Consider the following 16,480-nt stretch of genomic DNA (forward strand, 5'->3'; position numbering starts at 1 on the left):
CTTCGGCGGAGTCCACCGCCCCACAGCAGTAACTCAGAAGCTGCCGTGAGCTAAGTGAATCAGTGGATAAGGTCTTCCCTGCCCATCCAGTGGTGAGCGGCCTATCCGTTTGAAGCCCATTCTTTCGTAAAATCCAATAGCTTGCCCGTTCTGCTCATTGACATCCGTTGTCATTATGGGATGGAGCGTGAGGCCGTGACTGACTAGAGCCGCACCAAAACCCAGTCCTCTAGAGGTGGGTTCAACGAACAGTGCCTCCATGTGAGCGTTATCCATAAGCATGAATGCTTGGGGATAATCGTTGGCGTCCACTGCTAACCACAGCGCTGCTTTTGGGAGGAAGTCGCAAACTAATTCCTCAATGGCTTTGCGGTCCGCTGGACTCAAGAAATCATGTGTGGCATCAACTGCTCGACGCCAGATTTCAACAGCACGCGCGCCTTCTTCAGGGCGAGATAGTCGAATAGTAGCCATTGTGTGGTAGCAGGTGTAAAAAAAACGGGAACATTCTAGCATTGGAAATACCGCCTAAGTGCGGCAAACCTCCCAAGCGAATGGTGGCAATGGGGCGAAAGCCACTAGGCGTCAATCGGACGTCATGTATCCGGTCAAGTGTGAGCTAGTACAGAGAAGAAGTAGAGGCGGCATCCGCCTCTACTGAGAGGGTTCACTAATCTTTCTTCTCGCGCTTTTGTACAAAGGCTTTTTTTTGTAATGAAGTTTGCAGAGCGGCCCTAGCCTCCCCCACTTCCATCCAAACCTTATACATGGGGCTCTCTTTGACATTGCCCTTATCGGCAGCGGGGAAAGCATCGCTTCCGACCTGTGTCGCTATTCTCGAAATTGATGTCGCCAAAGACATTAGAAACAACGCCGACGTCTCTGCTGGCATCCTGCTTATAGACGAAGCCCGTACCGCAATTTCTGCGCACTGCACGACTATGTTCGCCAGTGCTGGCATATCCAACTCAGGACCTTTTTCATCGTAAACGGACCGTACATCTGTTAGAAATTCAGTGGCGCCTTTGATACGCCAGTTTGGGTCGATACCATGCATAGCAGCGACTACTTGTTCAGCCTGCACGCGTTCTAGACGTTGACGTTCACGTTCCCGCGCTGGACGAATCGCAACCTGCATTACCTTCTCGGTCTCCTCATCAGTCAGCTGCTCCGCGATGTTGGCAGGTATTTCCAACGCGCTCGCCGGAAACTTGTGCTTCGTTTCTACCGTATTTCGGCCACCTGTTTGGGTATTGGGGTCGTAGCGGTGGTAGTGCGACACCATCAGATGAACTTGTCGCCCTCTAATTCTTACCTGCATTTTGCTTCTCCTCTCAGTTCAAAAAGACATATAGCAACCGGCAGAAGGTGTTGCATGCGCCGTGAGACAAAAGACAGTGAAAGAGCCCCGGCCGCTCAGTCTTTCTGGCGGCACCCTCACCATAGGACAGCACACATGCGAAGCACTGACACCCCCTGCCTGATGGCACGAGACATTCAGCTCGATGGATGTAGCAGGAGGTGCTGCACGACGTTCAGGAGTGTGCCTAGTGAGTCGGTTATCCGCGTGTATGGGTCGCGGATGCCATCGAGTCACGGCAAAGAAGGCGCAGTTGCTCGCGACCGGGTACGGCTGAGGCGGGGCGCAACCCCGCCGACGCAGTAGCGCATGACCGACATTGATGAACCCGAGCACGAGTGCGAGAGGCGCTGGCGCGGGGCCACAAATTGCGTCGAGAGCACGGTTGATTTCGCTATTTGGGGTAGCCAGGAAAGCACGGCATGTGAAGACACAGCTGCGTGCCGACGAGCCCACCGGTAACAGGGTGGCCTAACAGGGACGATATTGGGCCGTCGGCGGGGTTGCGCCCCGGCGAAGCCGGACTGGGAGAACAGTCTCTTTGGCGAACGTCGCGACGAATACACAGATGATGCACGCGCAAGCGTGCAAGGCGGGATAAGGGGAAAACACATTTGCCCCCTGCCCGCATCCGGCCGCGCATCGATTCTTTGGCGGTACCAACATTCAATAGGACGCGAACGGTTCAGGTTATTACATCGAGGGTTCACGGTTAGCTATACGAAAGAAGGCGGCCAAAACGCGTTCGGAAGAACCCAGATGGCTGGCCTTCCTCGATAACGATAACCATAGAAAGTACCCGATGAAACACATCCCATTGAAAACCAGCGCAGCTAAGGAGAAGGACTATTTAGCAGGCCATAACCTCGCGACGAAAGTCGGCGGCAGACCATCAGTTAGAAAGACGGTCCCATCTGGCAGTCCAAAGCAAATGGACATCGCGCTATCACACACAGGCGTTGTCACCTCAATTGTAAGCTCGAACACTACGATGCGCTCTGCAACTGGACGGTCAAGCAATTTGAATTGCAGAGGAGAGCGCCACTCGGTACAACGAGGTATCACCATCCGCATCCATCCGGGCGATTTGCAGCAGCAGATTGCAGTTGAGGTACTCCGCTGCCTTGCCAGATTTCGCATCATCAGAGCCGTGGACATAGCGGTGTACTGCTTCGCTGAACGACCATATACCGCCGCTCGCCAGGCGGCTCGACGTGCGCTTAACGGCCTACTCAAACGCGGTTGCATCCTCAGCTACCGCACCGAGCGACATCAAACCATCTACGCGATGACTGAAGCCGGAAAGCGTTTTCTTGAGGAGTATGGCTTTGAAGGGACAGCATCAATTCGTCGCGCGGCAAATATGGTCAATCCGAACCACACACTCTGGCTCGACTTCATCACGCTGGCGTGCGAGGCCAGAGGTTTGAGTGCCTTTACCGAATCGGAAATCATTCGTGCTTTAAATCCGGATGTCACGAACTTCAATAAAATGAAGAAGCGCGGCATAGTAGAGGTAACCCCTCAACCCAGCGCAAACAGTAGTACGGCTAGTCGTCGGAAAATTAAGCTGCTACCAGATGCGGTCGCATTGGAAGACGACGGCATCACATGGTTTGAAATAGACGCCAGTCGTCGAGGTCCCGCCAGAGCTGCGCGACTAATGGGGCTCATTCGAAAAATAGGTGCACCCGTTAGCGAACTGGCGACAGCTTACTCGCTACCACTCGAACAGTCCTCACTACTGCGCCTATCTATACACGCGACGAACCCCTCCTACTTTAGGCTTCTACGAAACAGATTGATGAAGGAGGTTCGCGAAACAAAATCAATTATCTTGACGGAGAGCGATAACAATTTTCGGGTTGTACAAGTCAAGAACACCAAGGAAGAGTTTGATAGCGGCGACTGCGACGAGTGTCTTCCGGCCTCTAATAGCGACAGCTATATCTTTGAGATTTGGCGAGCACGGGATTGCGCAACGGGCTTGGAGGATGCTTGCGTTGGACAGGTAATTCTCCAACTCCTGCCAACATGGCTGCCAAACTACAAGGGTAGCGATGAGGAGAAATCTAATCCGGCTGGTTGGTTCGAGCAGAACTATCTTCCGTATCATCGCCCTACTTCCCTTGGAAAATGGCCCATGCCAGTGTCGCAGTTCCCGTTGAACTTAAAGCGGCTTTAGACGAGAAGCAACGGTCAGTTTCAGCGCTGAAACTGGAGAAGGACGGCCTCGCGACAGCTGGAAGAATGGGCGCTCAGTGCGGCCGCTGTGTGAAACTCTCTTGACCGTACTAGCCAATGATTGACGCACGACCGCTCCCAAGCGGGAGCGGCCTTTCAATAGCGCCAGGACGTTGGATTCGCTATTCCTTGTGAGGCTTTTGAGCCATTGAATCCGTAGCTAGCGAATCACAGTACTTTTCATAGTCCAATGTGCTGCGCTCGAAAGGTATCAGCTGCGAAAAGCGTTTTGGTCTTGCTTTAGTCGGCAGTGCAAGTTCCGGTATCGCACCGTCCATCAAAGCACCTTCCAAATGGCCGTTTGCAGCCATAGACTGAAAGTTCTCTAATGTTTCGACGACTGATTTTTTCTTGGCTTTTACTCTGTTCGATTTCGTCATCACCCACCTCATCTGTTCAAGTGATAAGCCCGCCAGGGTCAGGATTGACCGCCGATAGCGCCATATGTTGGCCCCGTTGGCAATCATACGGAGTGCTCACTGCCCCGAACGCGCTCATGGATGCCGCCACCGATTGTACGCCGACCATCCGACACTTGGCTATCTATGCTCATGAAGGTGAAGCCGGTTGAGCATCGAATGCGGTTGTCAGTGGACGTGGTAACGCTGAAGAAATTTACCCTACTACGCGAAGTTGCTATACGAATTGGAGCGCAGTTTTTTGCTGCCTCCTTTTCTAGAAAAGGACATAACTATGCAAGCATTTGGTAACGTGGCCACGGCGCCAGAACGTAAAGTCGCCAAGGTCAGCGGCAAAGGGTATTACGAGTTTCGTATGTGTGAAAGCCAGCGAGGCAAAGACGATGCTCCCACTTGGTACACCGTCCGAATCATGAAAGACGAGGACCCCAGTCTTCTAAAGGGTGACTTCGTCAAGGTGACAGGGAAGTTGAAGGCGGACTTCTATCTGTCTCGCGAAGGGAAACCGACAGGTACGCTTCTAATCATTGCATTCGAAGCGACAAAAATAGTTAAGCAGATGTCGGCAACGGAAGTTGAAGAGCCATTGCCAGCATGAGTTGAATCATTTGAGCCACCCCGCGAGGGGTGGCTTCTCATCACAAAAACCTTAGGTGGTTCGCTGAACCGAATCGACGTCAAGCTACTCCTTATTAGGTACATCGGGACTTGCTTCAAGACCTGCTTCCATAGCCTTCGAAATCAGCTCGAACAACTCATCATCCTTTACTCCAAAAAATCCATTTGACCATTTAGGGACTTCATCACAGATTTTTCGATAATGCTTTTCATACTCAGGATGATTTGCCCCAAGGCGCCAGTCCACGAATGAGTACCTCTTCGAAATTGTTGCAAACGTGTGGTTACTCTGGGCTAGAGCAGTCGAGACAGCGTAGGACGCCGGAATATCACACATTGCGGCGAATCCATGTTGAAGGAAGGCAGCTTCAATCGCATGAATTCTAAAGAGGTGCGAAGGATACCCGTGCATTCCAATCTCTTCAGCAGAAGCTTGACCTGCTAATGCTGCCCGCCCCCAAAAATATAGATGTGCTACAGACAGTGCAGAGTAGGCTGCCGCAAGTGCTAGCCCAGCCTCCTTACCTTTGTCCTCCTCGTCACAGCAAACATCGTCGTACATTTCCTCGACGAGAAACTGGAATGCATACGTATCAGCGACAATCTCCCTCGCCTGACTCTCGATATTCTGCTTAGCACTCAAGGTAGCAGTGTCACTATCGTCAGGTTCTACCTTATGCATAAACGATGGATTGTCGTCCCCCAAGTCTTCAGTTGCAGCCTCAACATCCTTCGACGACTGAAGCACTCGACCTCGACTATGTAGGTTATGTTGATGGCCTATTTCGTGCAGTACAATGAATTTAAACAGTCCTTTCACGTAGTAATCAAAGACCGTTCTGTGTTCGGCACAGTGCAACCACCAATACTCTTCATTTTCCCACCAGAAGTCTCGCTCCTCCAACCATGCCAGCATGTTGACTTGCCACGGCATCTTTGCGTGTTCTGGCGGAGGGGTCGGTGTTTGAGTAACAGCAGCCATCATAGATGATAGGTTAAAGATTAAGTCCAGCATCCCCCTATACACCATCACCACAGCATATTCGTGAATCGTGACTGCCTGAGAACGGGCGCTTTCGACTAGGAAGAAATGGGGGGTATCCGGCATGTATTCTTCGCACAAACGAGCTCCCTCGGCCTCAAGCTCGGAGTATATATTTTCACTGTATTTTTCCGACTCAAGAAACCTCTCAAACGGTTTAAAACATTTCTCCTCGATAATTAGGCGCTTCTTCTCCGGCCCTGTCATCGCTGCCTTCCTGCTGTTCATCGTAAGCCTTTCTAAGTCGCAAACTATCCCACCGCTCTTCCATTAAAACTTCGTCTTCTCGATTGACTGCATCGGTTCAAGACCTTCGTACCAAGCTTACTCGCCTTCAGATAGGTCAAGAGTTGCACCAGCGTTCGACAACGCAGCCCACTTCGTCCCCTCCACATGCCATGGCAACGCTGGTTGCTTCCTGACCTGCTTATGGCTTCCGTTCTTGATGTAGTGGGTTTGCACAAGCTCAAATCGGCGCTGCTTCCCGTGGAAAGAAAACGTTACTAGGATTACGATTAAGGGCCTATCAAGGTTACCCCAAGTTTGCTTTATCTTCGCCAGATTCTCTGCATGATGTTCTGGGCGGCTATATCCAATGAATATGAACGCATCTGCCTGCTCATAGGCCGCTGCAAGCTTATGGATTTCATTGACCTTCTCATTCTTCGGCTGGTACCACTCCCATTCAACCTTCGCCCATGTCTCTCGATTCGCATTCTGTACCACAGCGTCTGTACGACCGCCGCTTTCGAAGCATGTGAACAGGCCCATTAGGTCGCTGCACTTCTTGACGGTCGACGCGATATGAGTCGTCCACACTGCGCGTCTACCGAGGTCCTCATGGCCAGGTATTACGGGAAAGTCCTGATACCAAAGTGCGTTGAACAACGCAATGAAGTCGCGCTCACGTCTCTTCATTACCTATCTCTACCTTTGTACACATACTGGATTCCGATATCTCGCCGAATGAAAATCTAGCCTTTTTTGAGTCTCACGCATCTTCAGGCGTCCGCAATCTATACGACCGCTTGTCGTCCAAAACAACTATGCCAAGTTGATACGCAATCAATTTGAAAAGGTCATCGAACGCCACCTCCTGCTCGGCAAATTCCGAGATAGCTTTTGTCGCATGTTCAGCGAAGATAGTCGACAGGCCTGCACGAATTCGAGCAATTTCTTTTTCTGCCTTGAGTCCAGACTCCTCCCATTGTCCCCGAATGCCTCCTTCTTCAAGCGTCTTGTCATCGTAGAAGGAAGATACGATGAGACTCTTTTTATAGCTAATCGCCATGTAGCCAAATGGCTGAATCGCATCGTGGGTCATGGAGTAACCTTCATTGACGGTAGCTCCAAACGCATGGGCCAGCGATATTCCTTCAATGTCCCTGGGCAGGATTACGGTACTGCCAGTTCTAACATATCGATTTTCGCGCCAGAGTTTAAATTCCTCTTGGAAGTTCTGTAGCGCGAACCGAAGATGGCGCTCGTCAAAGGGAGAAGGCGCATTGGGGTGACGCTCGTTAGCGGACAGACGCCAGTGATTCCAAAGCATCCCAACTGCGATTTTTTTAGACCACAAATGCAACTCGTCCAGACTTGCTCCTTGATTTCTAACCTTATCCTCCACCTTACCGAAATCGTTGTTTGCCTTGGACTCAGCTGGAGCACGGAATTCTTTCACCTTAGCGAATTGGAGGGTCTCCCCCATCTCGACAGGAAGATGATGTAGGTCGTACGCCGTGCGCATCCAGTTGGGGATAACGTGCTCTCCATTGGTTTTAGAGACTGGAACTCCCGTGAAAATGCATGAGTGCTTCAGGTCGGCCTGTGTGGACTTTAGTGAAACGACTTCGACGGACTGCTTTGACATTTATTACCTCTGGTATTTGGTCGAAAACAAGTTGAGATAAGGCGGCACTGGAGTCAATGAAAAAGAAAAGCCCGTCTTATTTGACGGGCTCCAGTTCCTTTTTGTCACGCAGCTTGACGGTCCACCAAGGAGGACAACGTCACACCTTTCGCAGCCCATTTTTTGAGTGATTCGTCAACGACTCCTTGGTCGTATGGAGTCATCGCGTCAAGCTTTCCATTGATTGCTTCCAAGACGTTCTCGAGGTTTTGCTCTGCCTTGAAGTCGCTTCCTGCTTCCAGCTTGTCTACCAATGCATCGAGAACAGTGCGTTGAATTTGCAGGTACTCGGCAACGCGTGACTCCTGTCCGGTCACCAAGTTGCCGGAAATGTCTTTGCTTAAGCTATTAACAATGCTCACTGCGTTCGAAACTAATTTGCTGCTCAAGTCGACCTCAATAAATTGATACTGGCGAAATTACCATACCAAAATATTACCACATGGAAATTTTTTAGCAATAGCCAATCGGTACCAATAGTTGGTGAAATTCAGGGTGAACGACAATTCGTGGCGCCTTCGGTAAAGCTCGTCAACCACCTGCATTTGACAAACTCGCTGGCATGCCTTCTCATCCTCCCCCGGCCTAGTCACAACCCGCTGACTTATTGCCTATACGTTGGGTAGGGACGTCCTACGCAACTAGATAAGGGCACATGAACGAGGATGAGATTTCTAGACTTGAGGGCGACACGCTACGCTTTGCATTTTTGAAAGCGGCTTTTCCGTTGGTCATCTGCGCTGAACCAGGGCCACTGGATTCAGCCCTGCACAGCGGCGAGGCGGTCGTCTTCAACGACGCGATGGAGTTCAAGATAATGAGCGTGGCAGAGCAAAAGGTAGCGGCTCTGCTGTTTTTACAGAGTCGCTCGCCATGCTTTGAAGTTACTGACGACCAAGGAGGTGTGTACTGTACAGTCAAGCGCTCTCAAGCATATGGCAAAGACTTCTTTGAGGCAGGGATGCGGGCTTATCTGCTGTACGTGGCCAATACACAAAGGAAGTCACCACGATGATTTATGGCGAGCGCAATGCTCGCCATTTTCCCCTCCCAGACCGGGATATCCTTAGGTGAGACCGGACAGCGCCAACGTGCGAGTAGCTTATATTGTCTCGAAGCCAACCAATTCTTCAGGTCTCGCTTCCAGAGCCAGCGCCAGCCGCTCAATACTATCTATCGATATGCTGACAACCGCTCGCTCGGCCTGACTCACATAAGTGCGATGCACGCCGGAGAGCTCTCCTAGCTTCTCCTGCGACAAACCTTTCTCCAATCGCTTCTCCCGTAGGTTTTGAGCAAAGCGACTAAGTGCTATCTGACCCTCATCAGATTGTAGCCCAAGTACCTGCATCAGACTTTCTACATTTTCAAGCGACATGTTCTGAACAGCTCGCTCCATGTGACTGACGTACGTGCGATGAAATCCGGCACGTACTGCCAGCCTCTCTTGACTGATTCCTTGGCGCTCTCGTTCTACGCGCAGAAATCGAGCACAGCGCTCGCGGAAAGACAGGCCGGTTGGTTCGGGACTTGATGTTTTCATGACCCGAGCATCATTTATTACTCTCTATTCATCTACAGAACAGTTATCAACCGTGTTTACTTCTACTCGTTTTAAATCTACAATGAAGTTGCCAAAACACAATCTTTAATGCATTTTGCGTGTAAGTCCTGGCAACTATGTAAATGCAGCGTTCATAGCCGACACGATTCCCAGCTGCGCCAAGAGAAAATCATGATTAGAGCAACTTTCACGTTCACAAGCGACCTGGTCAAATCTGGTCAGTTTGAAATCGACTTCACTTCAAAAAGCCGCCGCTTGACCAGAACGGAGTGCTTGACCTTTAAGGTACAAGATGCCAGCGATATACAGTTATCAACCGTAGGTACTGGTCACATCCGCGAATATGCAATTTGGTCAGAACAACCGGCGGCTCTGGTACTTCGCGCTCTCCATCTGTGGCGTATGTCTTACTTCTCATCGATTCCATTGTCGCTCTCGAGCGGCGTGGTTAGAACGATGGAGGTAACTGTTCGACACCACCTCCATGAAAATGATGCCGGTGTCGAGCTCGTGACGCTGTCGTTCATCCGTCGACCAGAGCTAGAAGGCAAATGCGCCGTAAATCAAACAGCTCCAGGTCGGGCTTACTGGCCAATGGACATCGATGACTACCATGCAGTCCCGTTTGCCGTGGCCCTGAAGGTACTCTCACAGTTACAACATGCCCAGTTCAATTTACACGAACTTCCGCCAGCACTCCGCTTGCGCTCTCATACAGACAGCCAAGGCAATAGCTATGTGCTGAGAGAGCAGATTCCTTACTACGTGCTGCCAGCGCTCGACAGGTTTGACCGCCAATACCCTCTGGAGGTAAGTCCCATCGAAGCTGAGCACGTCGTATCCACCAGGCGGTGGAACAATTTTTTAACGACGACTTAAGCAGCACACCGCCCAGTCTTACCTCACTGAAGTCGATGTCGCCGTAGATGTTTGGGATGACCTCGTAATACACAGGAATGCACATGACTTCTGTACGATAATCGTAGGCACGCTAATTTCTAATCCCGGGATTTTTTGCTCGCTATTTTTCGCGTTGGAAAGGGGCTGCGTAACGGTTTAGCTATCTGCTGGTGCACAATTCACTAGTCGCAGTCGTATAAACATCTATATCGCCCCTGTCAAAGCTGACGAAACCCTGACTGGTAGCCCGTGCTGACCGGTAGCTTGGCCGAGTGACCTTTTAAGCGCACTTCCATGTATCCATCTACTTTGTATATCGATTCAACGCGACGTAGGTTGACAATAGCGCTCCGGCTAACTTGAATGAAGTCGTCCGGGTTAAGCTCGTCCATCAACTCTTTAATCGGCTTTCTGATGAGTGCCTCAAGATGAGCCGTGACGACTTTGGTGTACTTGGCATCTGATTGGAAATAATAAATCTCGTCGGTCGTAATGAGCCTCAACAAGTTTCCAACGGACGCCTGTATCCACCGCAAATACTTAGGCTCCGACCGCTCCACTGCTGGCGGAGAGGTAGGTGGCGTTACAGACACAGTACCTTTCTCCAGGCGGCTTTGCAGCCGCTCAATGGTGCTCAGCAGTCGACCTTTATTCAAGGGTTTGACTAGGTAATCCACAACACCTAGGGCAAATGCCTCAACTGCATGCGATTCATAGGCAGTAAGGAATACGATGCTAGTCTTTGCTTGGATGACCTTAGCGATATCAATGCCAGTGAGGTGAGGCATATTGATGTCCAAAAAAAGAACATCAGGAACCAGCTCACGCACTGCACGGAGAGCACTGACTCCATCATCCGCCTCGCCAACAATCTCCAGCTCTGGCCATAAGGCCGCAAGAACCTCTCGTAATTCCGAGCGCAAAATTTGCTCGTCTTCCGCTATGAATGCTGTAGGCATTAAGTACTTTTCGATGCGATTGGGACCACTATGCTAGCCATGAATCCCCCCTCTTGCAATGCCCCCACTTCCAGCCATGCCTGGTTTCCGTACATTGCCTCCAGACGCTGCTGAATGTTGCTGAGACCAACTCCTGTTCCCTGGGCACTTGAGAAGCCAGGGCCGTTGTCGGTCACCGTGACTCTGATACAGCCCGCCTCCGCCAAGGCCGAAACACGTACGTTACCAGACGCTATGTTGCGCACGCCGTGAATTATTGCGTTCTCCACCAATGAAATGAGCATCGCGGGCGGGAAGAACGCATGGGAAATCTCCTCAGGCTGTTCAAACGAATAGGACAACCGGTCCCCCAGGCGTATCCTCATAATTGCCAAATAATGCAAAGCTAGGTCAAGCTCTTTGGACACTGTCGAGCTATCCGAGCGCAACTCTTCCATCGTATTGCGCAAATAACCTATCAAGTGATTCATCATTTTTTCGCCGTCATCTAAGCTGGTCCGGTAGACATGACGAAGCGTAGCTAAGGTGTTGAAGAGGAAATGAGGCTCAATTTGAGCCTGCAATACCCGCAACTGCATTTCAAGCGCAGCCTGGCGCAGTTCCTCCTGTTTTTTTCGCGCGGCGCCAGCAGTAAACTCGGCCATCAACGGCGAAATCACATTTGCGTCCGCATACATAATGAGGGTAACCACATCAATAGGATTCGGAAAAAGGTATAACTTAAACACCCAAGAGCGAAGACTCACTTCCACATCGATGATTGATTTTCCTTCTGTCCGCGAGACTGAAATCCGCATTTTGCTTGGACAAGATGAGAATAAGATATCGTATCCATTGCAATTTTGACCATCCACTTTCTTGATAGTAGGTCTTCTCCCGTAAATGGAACGATAAAAATTCGGCTTCTTAGGCGAATTTAGGTCTCCCAAGTACCACTCAAGTCGTTCCAAAATATTAGGGGTTTCATCCAATATGAAGTACTGCAATTTTTCAATTTTAGAGTGATAGACATCCTCAAGGCTGACATTTTTTCTCTTTAGCCAATGCATTCGTAATGCAGCTATCAATATCCCCGTGACAATCAACCCATAGCTAAACGAAAAACATACCGGGACAACCTGCTCCCGCCAAGAAGCTATTTCCTTCAGTAGCAAATCAGCTTGGTATTGAGATACGTATGCGAGGTATACAAACGCAGCAGAGAGGGCTAAAAAATATCCAGCGATAAAGAGTTCAACAATAGACTGAATCTGAATTTTCAAAGCACAACCCAGCGCCACCTGTCTTCCGCAACGTTTTGAAGTTCCGCTAGTTGTCCAAGCAAAGAACATCATTTGCAGCGGAATCAAGTAAATCATTTTTTCTGAAAGGGATACTTCGTGGGTCAGGGCGAGAAAATATCCGCCCCCCGTCATACATAGGGCTAGAACTACAAACGTCACGTCGCCGAAGCGGATTTTGTCATGCAGTTTTTGCTTTTTCATGTATTGAGTCTTCAAACGATAGAGCCGCGAGTTTCGCATAACGAAACAGCACGGGCACTGTTCGCGCGACGGATGATGAAAAAACGTATTCTAAGCGAGCCATCTCAAGGATGTTGACTGCACAAATTCAAAATCCAGGACTCCACGCCCTTCGAGTCAGTCGGAATATTGCATATCCCTTATTTCCCCTCCCCCATCCCATGAATGGTCGCATCCGTCGCAAAGCGCTTGGATACGGAAGGCGCTGCCCCTAGAGTCTTTCCAAGACGCAACTAAGGGATGACGTTATGAGGAAAGAAATGCACGTAGCTGACATCGAACTGCTAGAAGGAAAGGCGTTGTGTCGCGCGTTTTTCCAAGCCAGCTACCCGGAGGTAATCGGAGAGGCTTGCGGACCGTTAATCGCCATCGATAACGGCGGCAGGATTCTCGTTCTCAAGGCGGACGACTCACAAGAGCCGAGCGTATCTGTACTGAGCTACGCCGAACAACTAATTGTGGCGCTCGGCCAAGTTCAAGCCCATAACCCGCAGTTTGAAACTACTGAAGACTGCAAAAAAGTGTACTGCTCCATTGGCGGGGCGCAGGCTCTCGGCGCGGATTACTTCGAGGCAGCAATGAGAGCGTACTTACTAAGCAAATTCAGCAGGAACGAAAAGCAGCGTGAGTAGCTAAGAACGATGACGTCGACCTCGCACGAGCTAATTTCCGACGCTAATTGCTGCCTATCACGCGCAGCAGGCAAGCTCCTTGGACATCATTCACGAAAAGTTCCATCGGATATAGCGACAGGGAACGTGTTCGTGGCTCGACTTCGTGACACTGCTACCTTCAAAGATACATATCATCACTCGACTCTATTTACTTCTACTCGTTTTGAATCTACAATAAAGTTTCCATAATGAAATCTTTGACGCATTTTGCGTCTAAGTTTCGATATCGCCTCCGTCCGCATCGGCCGCGACAGAACTTCAGCAAATAAGGAGCGTAAACTTAATGAAGCACTTGAATTCCATCGCACTCTTGGCCGCAGGTGTTGCGCTGTCGGCTTGCTCTACCGTGAACACTACGCTTGCGGAGCGCCGCGAGGTCGTAGAGATGTACCATGTGTTCGATATCAAGACCAAGACTGACACCGCAGCTATCGCAAAGGCCACCTCAGACGGTCTTAGCGCGAACACCAATAACATCCAGACAGCCATGCCACTTCAGCTTGGCAAGACCATCCCAGTCACGCCTGGTCGCTTCAGCATTGACGATGTCGCGGCCGGAATGAACGGCCAAAACTCCGCAATGTTGAAAATGCTGGCGAATCAAAGTGGCGGCCTCGGTCTTAAAGTTGCCAACTGCGAGGGCGCCGTCTGGACGTCTAAAGCAGTTCGCAACATCACCGGCTCGAACAATCTGACTTTGTATTCCTGCCTCTACAAATATCGCGATGGCTACAACCTGGATATGTACGCCGTATTCACTAAAGAATCCGGAGGGCTTTATCAAGTCATCCGCGAAGGCGCAAACGCAATCGCGGGAACTCCTGAGGCATGGGTCAACAAAACCATCGTGGACGCCGTACGGTCAATTGAACGTGCGGCCGGAACTCGTGCTGTTCATGTAGAAGGCCAACCAGAGCTTGGACCTCTTCCAGCGGTGGACCAGCTCAGTGCGAAGTGAGGCCATCATGAACCGAAAGATATCTCAGGTGTGCACTTGGCTCGTGCAGCGCATGGCGACTGCCGTTTCAGCAGTGGCCGTTGGGGTAACCATCTGCGTAACACCGGCTGCACATGCGACGCCCTCAATTGGCTATTGGTTCGACTATATCCCCGGTACCGGGCAGACCGATATGGTACTGACCCCCGATGCAATCTCGAACGCGGTCCGTCAAGGCCTACGCGCCGGTGGTATTGCTGCAACTGCCAATAGTGGCAACGTGGACGCGCTAGTAAGCGTTGAAATGGTCGAGTCTTATGAGCCACAGTTCAATTCTCTACGAATCGTGTCGGGCACAATCCTGCTGAAGGTGCCACGCCCAGGCGCAGGCAATTTTGAGCGCCCCATTCTCCTTTGCGTTACGAGCATTCAGGCTTGGAGAACCAGCTCGAACACACAAGAAGCAGCACGTAAAGTCCGTGATGGAATAGTGCAAAAAGCTGCGGACTTCGCGAGAGAGTGCCGCCCTCAGCTCAACAACCTCTAGACCTAAATGAAGATGAATATCCCCGACGATTTTCCCCGCACACCGTCCATAACGTCTCTGCCTGGCTCGCAGCCGAAGGTGTCTGTTCGGCTCGATGCAACGAGCGGGAAATATGTCGGGTCATCCAACGAGGAGGCGATTGGCGAGCGCTATGCAGTTTGCATCGACCTTGTTGAGCAACTCGTAGCCAAATGTCGGCGTAATCGAAGCACTAAATACGCCGAGCTGTCGGAAGTGCAGATTCTAGAGCGCCTGCTCGCGCAGCTACTCGGTACAGATTGGGGAAGCCCGTCCGAGATGGCCTGGGTGATACGAAAAACGGCTGCCGATTTGGGATGGCAAATTCCAGATAGGGCTGTGGTTCTGAATACGCTGATTGGAAATTCGAAATGAGCCCTCTCCTCTTTTTGGACTTTGACGATGTTCTGGCGATTGACCATCAGTACCCTTCGGGGCGGGTTTTGACCGCCCTTCTACGCGGCAAGCTCGACGAAGTCCCAGAGTTATGGGAGAACATCTTCGATAAACTCGCCCGTCAAAATTTGCTCATGCTGCATGAAGAATTTAGTCCGACATACGTCATAAGCTCGTCGTGGGCAGGGATGCTATCTCGTGAACAAATTTTCGAAGTGCTGCGTCGCACGAAAATGCAGTTCGTCGCAAACGACATGCACGATGAGTGGAAGCTGCCACATTTGAAGGTACCGGAGCGTGCAGCCGATATCGAAGCGTGGCTTCACCTCCACAATCAGGTGTCTCCACGACCTTTCCTGATACTTGACGACGTAATCAGCGGTCACCCGATTCGCAACACAAGACTCGAGCAGTATGCAGTTCTCTGTGACGCCTGGTCCGGTTTCACCGATAAAAAACTAGAACATGCGCAGATGATTCTGCGTGCCCAAATGAATCCGACGTCGCCAAATAATGCTTAGTCTAAGAACAAACACCTCGGCGATGTCTGCCCCCCGTGCCGCTGATTCAGCCAGCCGCGCAGCGAGTACTTCGATGACCCGGCTATCTACAGGGTACCGCGTCAATTCAGCCATGGACGACGCGGCGGGCCTTCAAATTGCCACCCGCTTAAAGGCGCAAACCAGTGGCATGGCTGTAGCGATGCGTAATACCCAAAACGACATTTCGCTGATGCAGACGGCGAGCAGCGCTGTCGACAGCATCATCACCATTTTTGGCCGGATGCACGACTTGGCAATTCAGGCCGCCGACGCCTCTGCTACTCAGACCGACAAAGAGGCGCTTCAAAACGAGTTCGTAGGGTTGTTTCAAGAGGTTTGGAATGAGGTTGGAACTCGCTACAACGGCGAGGACCTCTTCATCAGTCAGCCGCCGAACAACCATGCGAAGCTGTTCTTCCCGGTGCAGATGCAAATCGGTGAAAGCTCAGATAATGTGATGACGGTAGACTTGCAGCCGCAGCTTCTCGGGACATTCGATTCCCTCAAATACGACAACACTGCGCTGGAAACCATTCTGACTCAAAATGCCAACGCGGCCATCGATGACACCGTCAACGCGATTAATAGCTGGGCCGCGTTGGGTAGCGCGATGGGTGCCGTATCAAACCGCCTCGAGCATGTGTATCAAAACCTGGCCAACGTCTCTGCAAATACCCAGACCGCTACAGGGCGTATTCTGGACACTGACTATGCAGCCGAATCTGCCGCAGCAACCAGTGCGCAGATGCTGGAGCAGGCGTCCACATCAATGCTCAAACAATCTAACTCAACGTCCCAACTAGCGATGACCCTCATCACCTAAGGACC

Annotated in this window: 20 protein-coding genes; 10 read left to right on the forward strand and 10 right to left on the reverse strand. The window is 51.0% G+C overall.

Annotated elements, in window-relative coordinates; translation table 11 throughout:
- Positions 1 to 33: 33 nt before the first annotated feature.
- Together GTP58_RS20070 and GTP58_RS20075 are read right to left on the reverse strand one after the other, a co-directional pair.
- Positions 34 to 474, reverse strand: coding sequence for an acetyltransferase (locus GTP58_RS20070; protein ID WP_161078947.1), 441 nt, complete (start codon positions 472 to 474; stop codon positions 34 to 36).
- A 196-nt stretch (positions 475 to 670) separates the two neighbouring features.
- Positions 671 to 1,321 (reverse strand): hypothetical protein, encoded by a 651-nt coding sequence (locus tag GTP58_RS20075; RefSeq protein ID WP_161078948.1) that lies wholly within the window; start codon positions 1,319 to 1,321, stop codon positions 671 to 673.
- A gap of 841 nt (positions 1,322 to 2,162) precedes the next feature.
- On the opposite strand from GTP58_RS20075, the gene GTP58_RS20080 reads away from it, so the two are divergent.
- On the forward strand, positions 2,163 to 3,545 hold the full coding sequence (locus tag GTP58_RS20080) for a replication-relaxation family protein (protein WP_161078949.1): 1,383 nt from the start codon (positions 2,163 to 2,165) through the stop codon (positions 3,543 to 3,545).
- A 181-nt stretch (positions 3,546 to 3,726) separates the two neighbouring features.
- Here GTP58_RS20080 and GTP58_RS20085 read toward each other — a convergent pair whose 3' ends face one another.
- The gene (locus GTP58_RS20085; protein ID WP_161078950.1) at positions 3,727 to 3,984 is read right to left on the reverse strand and encodes a hypothetical protein; all 258 of its coding nucleotides are present in this window, start codon (positions 3,982 to 3,984) and stop codon (positions 3,727 to 3,729) included.
- A gap of 313 nt (positions 3,985 to 4,297) precedes the next feature.
- Here GTP58_RS20085 and GTP58_RS20090 point away from each other — a divergent pair, with 313 nt between their 5' ends.
- Positions 4,298 to 4,621, forward strand: a complete 324-nt coding sequence (locus tag GTP58_RS20090; protein ID WP_161078951.1) for a single-strand-binding protein/primosomal replication protein n — start codon at positions 4,298 to 4,300, stop codon at positions 4,619 to 4,621.
- Positions 4,622 to 4,705: 84 nt separating this feature from the next.
- Here the strand turns inward: GTP58_RS20090 and GTP58_RS20095 are convergent, their stop codons facing one another.
- The 4 genes from GTP58_RS20095 to GTP58_RS20110 all read right to left on the reverse strand — a co-directional run bounded on the left by GTP58_RS20095 (position 4,706) and on the right by GTP58_RS20110 (position 7,981).
- The gene (locus tag GTP58_RS20095) at positions 4,706 to 5,911 is read right to left on the reverse strand and encodes a hypothetical protein (protein WP_161078952.1); all 1,206 of its coding nucleotides are present in this window, start codon (positions 5,909 to 5,911) and stop codon (positions 4,706 to 4,708) included.
- 96 nt (positions 5,912 to 6,007) lie between these two features.
- Positions 6,008 to 6,601, reverse strand: coding sequence for a hypothetical protein (locus GTP58_RS20100; protein ID WP_161078953.1), 594 nt, complete (start codon positions 6,599 to 6,601; stop codon positions 6,008 to 6,010).
- A 73-nt stretch (positions 6,602 to 6,674) separates the two neighbouring features.
- On the reverse strand, positions 6,675 to 7,553 hold the full coding sequence (locus GTP58_RS20105) for a hypothetical protein (RefSeq protein WP_161078954.1): 879 nt from the start codon (positions 7,551 to 7,553) through the stop codon (positions 6,675 to 6,677).
- 104 nt (positions 7,554 to 7,657) lie between these two features.
- Complete coding sequence (locus GTP58_RS20110; RefSeq protein WP_161078955.1) at positions 7,658 to 7,981, reverse strand: hypothetical protein; 324 nt, start codon at positions 7,979 to 7,981, stop codon at positions 7,658 to 7,660.
- A 266-nt stretch (positions 7,982 to 8,247) separates the two neighbouring features.
- On the opposite strand from GTP58_RS20110, the gene GTP58_RS20115 reads away from it, so the two are divergent.
- Complete coding sequence (locus GTP58_RS20115) at positions 8,248 to 8,607, forward strand: hypothetical protein (RefSeq protein WP_161078956.1); 360 nt, start codon at positions 8,248 to 8,250, stop codon at positions 8,605 to 8,607.
- 87 nt (positions 8,608 to 8,694) lie between these two features.
- Here GTP58_RS20115 and GTP58_RS31435 read toward each other — a convergent pair whose 3' ends face one another.
- Positions 8,695 to 9,135 carry a helix-turn-helix domain-containing protein gene (locus GTP58_RS31435; RefSeq protein WP_229215675.1) on the reverse strand — a complete coding sequence of 147 codons (441 nt, stop codon included), beginning with the start codon at positions 9,133 to 9,135 and terminating at the stop codon, positions 8,695 to 8,697.
- Between the two features lie 192 nt (positions 9,136 to 9,327).
- Here GTP58_RS31435 and GTP58_RS20130 point away from each other — a divergent pair, with 192 nt between their 5' ends.
- Complete coding sequence (locus tag GTP58_RS20130; protein ID WP_161078957.1) at positions 9,328 to 10,035, forward strand: hypothetical protein; 708 nt, start codon at positions 9,328 to 9,330, stop codon at positions 10,033 to 10,035.
- A gap of 239 nt (positions 10,036 to 10,274) precedes the next feature.
- Here GTP58_RS20130 and GTP58_RS20135 read toward each other — a convergent pair whose 3' ends face one another.
- Both GTP58_RS20135 and GTP58_RS20140 read right to left on the reverse strand, forming a co-directional pair.
- Positions 10,275 to 11,015 carry a LytTR family DNA-binding domain-containing protein gene (locus GTP58_RS20135; protein ID WP_161078958.1) on the reverse strand — a complete coding sequence of 247 codons (741 nt, stop codon included), beginning with the start codon at positions 11,013 to 11,015 and terminating at the stop codon, positions 10,275 to 10,277.
- Entirely contained in the window at positions 11,015 to 12,499 is a 1,485-nt protein-coding gene (locus GTP58_RS20140; protein ID WP_161078959.1) for a sensor histidine kinase, read from the reverse strand. Before GTP58_RS20140 ends, GTP58_RS20135 begins: the two co-directional genes overlap by 1 nt.
- A 299-nt stretch (positions 12,500 to 12,798) precedes the next feature.
- Here GTP58_RS20140 and GTP58_RS20145 point away from each other — a divergent pair, with 299 nt between their 5' ends.
- The 6 genes from GTP58_RS20145 to GTP58_RS20170 all read left to right on the forward strand — a co-directional run bounded on the left by GTP58_RS20145 (position 12,799) and on the right by GTP58_RS20170 (position 16,475).
- Positions 12,799 to 13,170 (forward strand): hypothetical protein, encoded by a 372-nt coding sequence (locus GTP58_RS20145; protein WP_161078960.1) that lies wholly within the window; start codon positions 12,799 to 12,801, stop codon positions 13,168 to 13,170.
- 325 nt (positions 13,171 to 13,495) lie between these two features.
- Positions 13,496 to 14,170 (forward strand): hypothetical protein, encoded by a 675-nt coding sequence (locus tag GTP58_RS20150; RefSeq protein WP_161078961.1) that lies wholly within the window; start codon positions 13,496 to 13,498, stop codon positions 14,168 to 14,170.
- A 7-nt stretch (positions 14,171 to 14,177) separates the two neighbouring features.
- Entirely contained in the window at positions 14,178 to 14,696 is a 519-nt protein-coding gene (locus tag GTP58_RS20155) for a hypothetical protein (RefSeq protein ID WP_161078962.1), read from the forward strand.
- Between the two features lie 6 nt (positions 14,697 to 14,702).
- On the forward strand, positions 14,703 to 15,089 hold the full coding sequence (locus tag GTP58_RS20160; protein WP_161078963.1) for a hypothetical protein: 387 nt from the start codon (positions 14,703 to 14,705) through the stop codon (positions 15,087 to 15,089).
- Entirely contained in the window at positions 15,086 to 15,631 is a 546-nt protein-coding gene (locus tag GTP58_RS20165) for an HAD domain-containing protein (protein ID WP_161078964.1), read from the forward strand. Before GTP58_RS20160 ends, GTP58_RS20165 begins: the two co-directional genes overlap by 4 nt.
- Positions 15,624 to 16,475 carry a flagellin gene (locus GTP58_RS20170; protein ID WP_161078965.1) on the forward strand — a complete coding sequence of 284 codons (852 nt, stop codon included), beginning with the start codon at positions 15,624 to 15,626 and terminating at the stop codon, positions 16,473 to 16,475. The genes GTP58_RS20165 and GTP58_RS20170 overlap by 8 nt, the downstream gene beginning before the upstream one ends.
- The last annotated feature ends 5 nt before the right edge of the window (positions 16,476 to 16,480 follow it).

The sequence above is a fragment of the Duganella sp. CY15W genome, from assembly GCF_009857555.1.
In the GTDB taxonomy this organism is placed as follows: Bacteria; Pseudomonadota; Gammaproteobacteria; order Burkholderiales; family Burkholderiaceae_D; genus Rugamonas; species Rugamonas sacchari.